This window comes from Aggregatibacter sp. oral taxon 458 str. W10330 (genome assembly GCF_000466335.1).
In the GTDB taxonomy this organism is placed as follows: Bacteria; Pseudomonadota; Gammaproteobacteria; order Enterobacterales; family Pasteurellaceae; genus Aggregatibacter.
Genome location: NZ_KE952604.1, coordinates 187,863 through 194,175, shown reverse-complemented (window position 1 = coordinate 194,175; position 6,313 = coordinate 187,863). Strand labels below are relative to the sequence as shown.

The following is a 6,313-nucleotide window of genomic DNA, read 5'->3' as shown; positions in this document are numbered from 1 at the left end:
AAATTGTAGCGTGCAACTTGTTGCACGAAATGAACAACATTCTTGACGGTTGATAATACATTGTTTAAAAAAACACACGCAAAAATCACCGCACTTTATTTCGTTCCGTGCGTGATTTGATCGTGCATCAAGATGCACACTACCAGAAAATCATAAATCGTAGCGTGCAACTTGTTGCACGAAATCGCGAGTGCCCAAAAGAGGTAAATAACGTTCCATGAGGGGTTTATTCGTGCAACAAGTTGCACGCGACGAGGGGTAAATAAAAGACCGATAGCGTGAAAACTATCGGTCTTTGTTTATTGGCTAACTTCCGTTTTGTCGATTAGTTAGCAATGCGTTTTGGTTTGAAGAAAACCATGGTGAAAATTTGCCAGAAGAATGCAAGCGCACCGAAGATGAATACGATGTCACCCACTAAACGCACCCAGCGTAAGGTGTCAAATAACGGTTGTTGCATGAAGTCTTCGCTACGGGCATACCATAAGCCTTCAGAGATACTCGCATAACCTTGAATGATACCGATTGGTAATAGGCTAGAGACGATCATTAAAATCAAACCGCTGTTAAGCAACCAGAAGCCCCATTTCATCAATTTGTCGTTGAATGGTGTATTTGGACGTAAGTAACGTGCGATTAAGAACACGAAACCTAATGCCAAGAAACCATATACCCCGAACAATGCCGCGTGGGCGTGTACTGCGGTGGTGTTTAACCCTTGGATATAGTAGAGAGAAATTGGTGGATTGATTAAGAAACCGAATACACCTGCACCCAACATATTCCAGAAGGCAACAGCAACGAAACAGTAAATAGGCCATTTTAAGCGTTCCATCCACGACGCTTTTTGTTTCATTGCCCAGTGTTCCCACGCTTCGTGGCCAAGTAACACTAATGGTACAACTTCAAGTGCGGAGAATGACGCACCCACTGCAATAATAGGCGTTGTCGCACCGGAGAAGTATAAGTGGTGGAAGGTTCCCGGAATACCGCCGATTAAGAACAATGCCGCTTCGGTGATAGTTGCCACAGTTGCTGTTCGGCGAGAAACCAAACCTAAACTGACGAAGATGAAAGAGAGTGCCGCCACGGAGAATACTTCAAAGAAGCCCTCTACCCAAAGGTGAACTACCCACCAACGCCAGTATTCCATTACGGATAAGTGTGTGTGTTCGCCGTAGAATAATGCCGGGCCATAGAATAAGCCGATAGCGATAACGGAGGCGAAGAACAAGGCAAGTAGGTTTTTGTCGCCAGGTTGTTTGAACGCATTCACGGTGCCGCGTAGCATTAACACTAACCAGAACAAGATACCGCCAAATTTCACGGCTTGCCAGAAACGACCTAGGTCGATGAATTCATAACCTTGGTGACCGAATAAGAAGCTCCATTCTTCAGGGATGATGTGCGCGATGGCCAAATAGCTACCGGTGAAGGAGCCAACAACCAAGACGACTAACGCCCAGAAGAGAATATCTACGCCAAGTTTTTGGTATTTCGGATCTTTACCGCCGTTGATAATCGGCGCAAGGAATAAACCACCTGCCAAGAATGCCATGGCGATCCAGAATAATGCTGCTTGAATGTGCCAAGTACGCACCAAGGAGTATGGAAGATATTGGGAAATATCTAAACCATAGAATTCCTGACCTTCAACCGTGTAGTGAGCCACAATCGCCCCTAAATTCACTTGTACAAAGAAAAGCGCAAGTACGGTAAACAAGTATTTACCTAAGGCTTTTTGTGATGGCGTTAATTGCAATTTGGTTAACGGGTCAACTTCCGGTGCAACAGGATCTTTTTCATCTTCACGACGTTTAAATGACCAAATCCACACCACAAAACCGATACCGGCAATAAGGAAAACAACGCTCGCGATAGACCAAATGACGTTTTCCGGTGTTGGCACGTTATTGATTAACGGCTCATGCGGCCAGTTGTTGGTGTACGTCGCATGGGTATTAGGACGTTCTGCAGAGGCAGTCCATGCTGTCCAGAAGAAGAATTTCGCTAAATCTTTACGCGCTTCCAAGCTTGGCAACGTATTGTCTTTCATGGCGAAGTGTTCACGCGTTACTTTGCTCGCAGGATCATCACCATATAAAGAAATATAGTATTGCGCCGTTTTATCCATGGCGGCTAGACGATTAGCGGAAAGCACAACAGTGCCGTTTTCGTCAACTTTACTGCCGCGATATTCTTTAGTTAAACGGCTTTTTAAGAGGGTTTGTTGGTCATCATTTAAGTCGGCAAAGTTTTTACCGTACTCTTGATTTGCAACAATATCTAACCAGTTGGTTAACTCGCGATGTAACCAGTCAGCGGTCCAGTCCGGTGCTTGGTAGGCACCATGGCCCCAAACAGAACCCAATTGCATACCACCGGTGGTTTGCCATGCGGTTTGCCCGTGTAAAATATCGTCATGTGTAATCACCGGTTCGCCTTTTTCCGTCACATATTGTTTTGGAATCGGTGGCGCTTCACGGTAGATTTCAAATCCGTAGTAACCGAGAATAGAGAATGCCCCTATTAATACGGCGACTAACAGGTACCAGAACTTTTTGTACTGTCCCATTTGATCACTCCTTGAGAAAATAAAATATTGATAACTTAATAATTTGTGTCAGACACATTGAGATTTTACGATTCAAGTAAAATACCTGACTAATTATATCGGATTTAAAAAGGCGATATATTACCTAATAGTAGGTAAATGTGAGATATTCAAAGTGATGAAGTAAACACAAGGAGAGAAAGAAACTGACACACTACTCTATTTTAGATTTAAAAATGACCGCACTGTGGTCTGAATTTCAAAATTTGGACAGATCGCTTTTATCACCATTCACTTGCGCAAGATAGCCTTTGACTTTATGTCGTGCTGTGAAATAGGTAGAAACAAAAAACTCCCGATGACGGGAGTTTTTCATTAAGGATGAGACATTATAAGTTGAACACGGCAAATAGCACGATGACGCTATAAAGTGTCGCTAAGCCGTAGAAAATAAATCCGCCGGCCGGTACATGGACTTTGATGTCGTGCATACCGTGGTGGACACGGTGTAAGCCTGCCCACATTGGGAAAATGGTTAGGGCTAGAATCACTAATTTCCCTATCCAATGATGGGCAAAGGCAATGATATTCTCCGGACTAACGATACCGAAAGGCAATAGTAAGCCGAGAATAAGAATTAACACCGGGAAAGCCAAAGCACTTACCATGCCACCCGCACTGAACATTAACCAGACAGGTGGTTCGTTTGAACGTTTTGGATTTTGATTAACCATAACTTCCCCCTAGATAAAGACTAACACTAAAGCCAATACGGTGACGGCGACAAACGCGCCACGTAAAGCATTTTTAATGAGTTTTGCCGGCAAACCGGTGGTGCCTGACATTACTTCGCCTGTCATATCAAATAAGGTGACGGCATGGAGCAATAAAGCCGCTAATGAAATGATGTTAAGAATCACGACAATTGGATTTTGTAGGAACGGAATGAAATTCATGACAAATCCATCTGCTTTACCTAAACAAATCACACCGTAAAGCAATACTAAGCTGAACCAAACGGTTGGCACGGCAGTCGCTTCACGTAGCATGTAGAATTTGTAGAAATCCCAACTTTTCCACCAAGTCGGCGTAATTTCACGAACGTATTTTTTACGTTTACTTACTGTTGTTGTCATAATCTTTCCCCTTACGCCTTCGGTTTAAGCATGGAAATGAGATAATCTTTGGCACTTTCTAATTTGCCTTGGTTAATGGCGGTTGCCGGGCCTACATGTTTTGGACACACTTCGGAACAGGCACCTACGAAGGTACAAGACCAAACGCCATTTTCACCATTCATGATTTTCATCCGTTCTGCTTTACCGTGGTCGCGGTTATCTAAGTTATAACGATGACCTAAGGTTAATACGGCTGGACCAACGAATTCCGGGTTTAAACCGAATTGTGGACAGGCGGCATAACATAAACCACAGTTGATACACATAGAGAATTGGCGATATTTTTCCAATTGTGCCGGGGTTTGTTTAGTACGACTTTTCGCTAATTCTTTAGACGGATGCGGTTTGCCATCTAACTCTGGCGCTTTGTTACCAATCACATAAGGTTTGATGGCTTCTAAGCTTTCGATGAAGTGGCTCAAGTCCACGATCAAGTCGCGCTCAATCGGGAAGTTGGCTAAGGCTTCAATACGCATATGACCACTATAGTCACGCAAGAAAGTTTTGCACGCCAATTTCGGAATGTTATTTACCATCATGCCGCAAGAACCACAAATCGCCATACGGCATGACCAGCGATAAGAAAGTTCTGGTTCAAGTTTATCTTTAATGTAACCTAAAGCGTCAAGTAAGGATGTTTGGCTGTCATAAGGCACTTGATAAGTTTTCAAGTGTGGCTCTTTGTCAACTTCCGGATTGTAACGTAGAATTTCAACGTTCATGATTGATTGTTCGGCCATATAATTACTCCTTACCCGCTTGAGCTTGTTCTTTTGCTTTGGCGGCTGCTTCTGCTGCTTCGGCTTCCGCACCGTAAACACGTTTTGCCGGCTGTGATTTCGTGATTTTCACTGGGCTGTATTCAATGCGTGGCGCACCGTTTTCGTTATAGAACGCCAAGGTATGTTTCAAGTAGTTCACATCATCACGTTCGGTGTAATCCAAACGTTGGTGCGCGCCACGAGACTCTTTACGTTCAATCGCAGAGTTCGCAATAGACTGCGCCACATCCAAAATGTAACCCAATTCAACAGTGTATAATAAGTTGGTATTAAACACGCTGGAACGGTCAGAAACATGAATGCGTTTATAACGTTCTTTGAGTTCGGCAATTTTATCAACGGCTTGTTGCATACTTTCTTGCGTACGATAGATACCGCAACCTTCTTCCATGGCTTGACCCATTTCATCACGAATTTCAGACCAAGACTCCGTGCCTTCTTGAGCGAATAAGTCATTTAAGCGTTTAACGACATCTTGCGCTTGTGCATCAATCGCATTTTGGTTGCCTGATTTGGCTTCGACGGCACGTTGCGCCGCATATTCACCGGCAACGCGACCTAACACCACTAATTCGGCTAAGGAGTTAGAACCTAAACGGTTCGCACCATGTAAACCGGAAGAAGCACATTCACCTACGGCAAATAAGCCTTTAATTCGGGTTTCGCTGTTGAAATCCACTTCGATACCGCCCATGGTGTAGTGTACGACCGGACGCACAGGAATTGGCGCTTTCGCCGGATCCACACCTTCATAGGCTTTTGCGAGTTCGCAAATGAATGGTAAACGTTCATGTAAATATTGTTCACCGAGATGACGTAAATCCAAATGCACCACATCCACACCTTTGGCGGTTTTTAAGGTATTGCCCTTGCGCCATTCTTGCCAGAACGCTTGGGATACTTTATCGCGCGGGCCTAATTCCATGTATTTGTTTTGTGGTTTACCGATTGGCGTTTCCGGTCCCAAACCGTAGTCTTGTAAATAGCGATAGCCATCTTTATTGACTAAAATACCGCCCTCACCACGGCAACCTTCAGTCATTAAAATGCCGGTATTCGGCAAGCCGGTTGGGTGATATTGCACGAATTCCATGTCGCGCAATGGCACACCATGGCGATACGCCATTGATAAACCGTCTCCGGTTACAATGCCACCATTCGTGTTGAAACGGAAAGCGCGACAACCACCACCTGTGGCGATTACAACGGCGTTAGCATTAATTTGAACTAAAGAACCTTCCATCATGTTCATGGCAACCATACCGCGAGCATGGCCATCATCCACCAAAATATCAAGAACGAAGTGTTCATCGAAACGTACAATTTGCGGATATTGAATAGAAGTTTGGAAGAGCGTATGCAATAAGTGGAAACCGGTTTTATCGGCGGCGAACCAAGTCCGTTCGATTTTCATGCCACCGAAACGGCGTACGTTTACGTCACCATCTGCCTTACGGCTCCAAGGACACCCCCAACGTTCAAGCTGGGTCATTTCTACCGGTGAGTGCTCCACGAAATATTCGACAACGTCTTGTTCACAAAGCCAGTCACCACCTGCGACGGTGTCCTGAAAGTGTTTGTCATAAGAGTCTTCCTCTTTAATGACCGCCGCTGCCCCCCCTTCCGCCGCAACCGTGTGGCTACGCATTGGATAAACTTTTGAGACTAACGCAATTTTAAGATTGGGATTAGCTTGCGCTGCAGCAATCGCCGCCCGTAAACCACCGCCACCGGCGCCAACAATGGCGATATCAACATTCACAGTTTGCACGATATTCCTCCAAGTAAAGAAATGACAA

5 protein-coding genes are annotated in these 6,313 nt (G+C 44.7%); all 5 read right to left on the bottom strand.

Annotation, left to right across the window (positions count from 1 at the left end; translation table 11 throughout):
• Positions 1–325: 325 nt before the first annotated feature.
• Positions 326–2,575: a nitric-oxide reductase large subunit gene (locus tag HMPREF9065_RS05235; protein ID WP_021615991.1), complete on the bottom strand. Its 2,250-nt coding sequence runs from the start codon at positions 2,573–2,575 to the stop codon at positions 326–328.
• A gap of 368 nt (positions 2,576–2,943) precedes the next feature.
• Complete coding sequence (gene frdD, locus HMPREF9065_RS05240) at positions 2,944–3,288, bottom strand: fumarate reductase subunit FrdD (RefSeq protein WP_021615990.1); 345 nt, start codon at positions 3,286–3,288, stop codon at positions 2,944–2,946.
• Between the two features lie 9 nt (positions 3,289–3,297).
• Entirely contained in the window at positions 3,298–3,690 is a 393-nt protein-coding gene (frdC, locus tag HMPREF9065_RS05245; RefSeq protein ID WP_021615989.1) for a fumarate reductase subunit FrdC, read from the bottom strand.
• Between the two features lie 11 nt (positions 3,691–3,701).
• Positions 3,702–4,472 (bottom strand): succinate dehydrogenase/fumarate reductase iron-sulfur subunit, encoded by a 771-nt coding sequence (locus HMPREF9065_RS05250; RefSeq protein WP_021615988.1) that lies wholly within the window; start codon positions 4,470–4,472, stop codon positions 3,702–3,704.
• Between the two features lie 4 nt (positions 4,473–4,476).
• Positions 4,477–6,285, bottom strand: coding sequence for a fumarate reductase (quinol) flavoprotein subunit (gene frdA / locus HMPREF9065_RS05255; RefSeq protein ID WP_021615987.1), 1,809 nt, complete (start codon positions 6,283–6,285; stop codon positions 4,477–4,479).
• Positions 6,286–6,313: the final 28 nt, after the last annotated feature.

Excerpts from the sequence above, each read along its gene's own strand:
- HMPREF9065_RS05250 (WP_021615988.1), bottom strand. The coding sequence starts at position 4,472 with ATGGCCGAACAATCAATCATGAACGTTGAAATTCTACGTTACAATCCG.
- frdD (WP_021615990.1), bottom strand. The coding sequence starts at position 3,288 with ATGGTTAATCAAAATCCAAAACGTTCAAACGAACCACCTGTCTGGTTA.
- HMPREF9065_RS05235 (WP_021615991.1), bottom strand. The coding sequence starts at position 2,575 with ATGGGACAGTACAAAAAGTTCTGGTACCTGTTAGTCGCCGTATTAATA.
- frdC (WP_021615989.1), bottom strand. The coding sequence starts at position 3,690 with ATGACAACAACAGTAAGTAAACGTAAAAAATACGTTCGTGAAATTACG.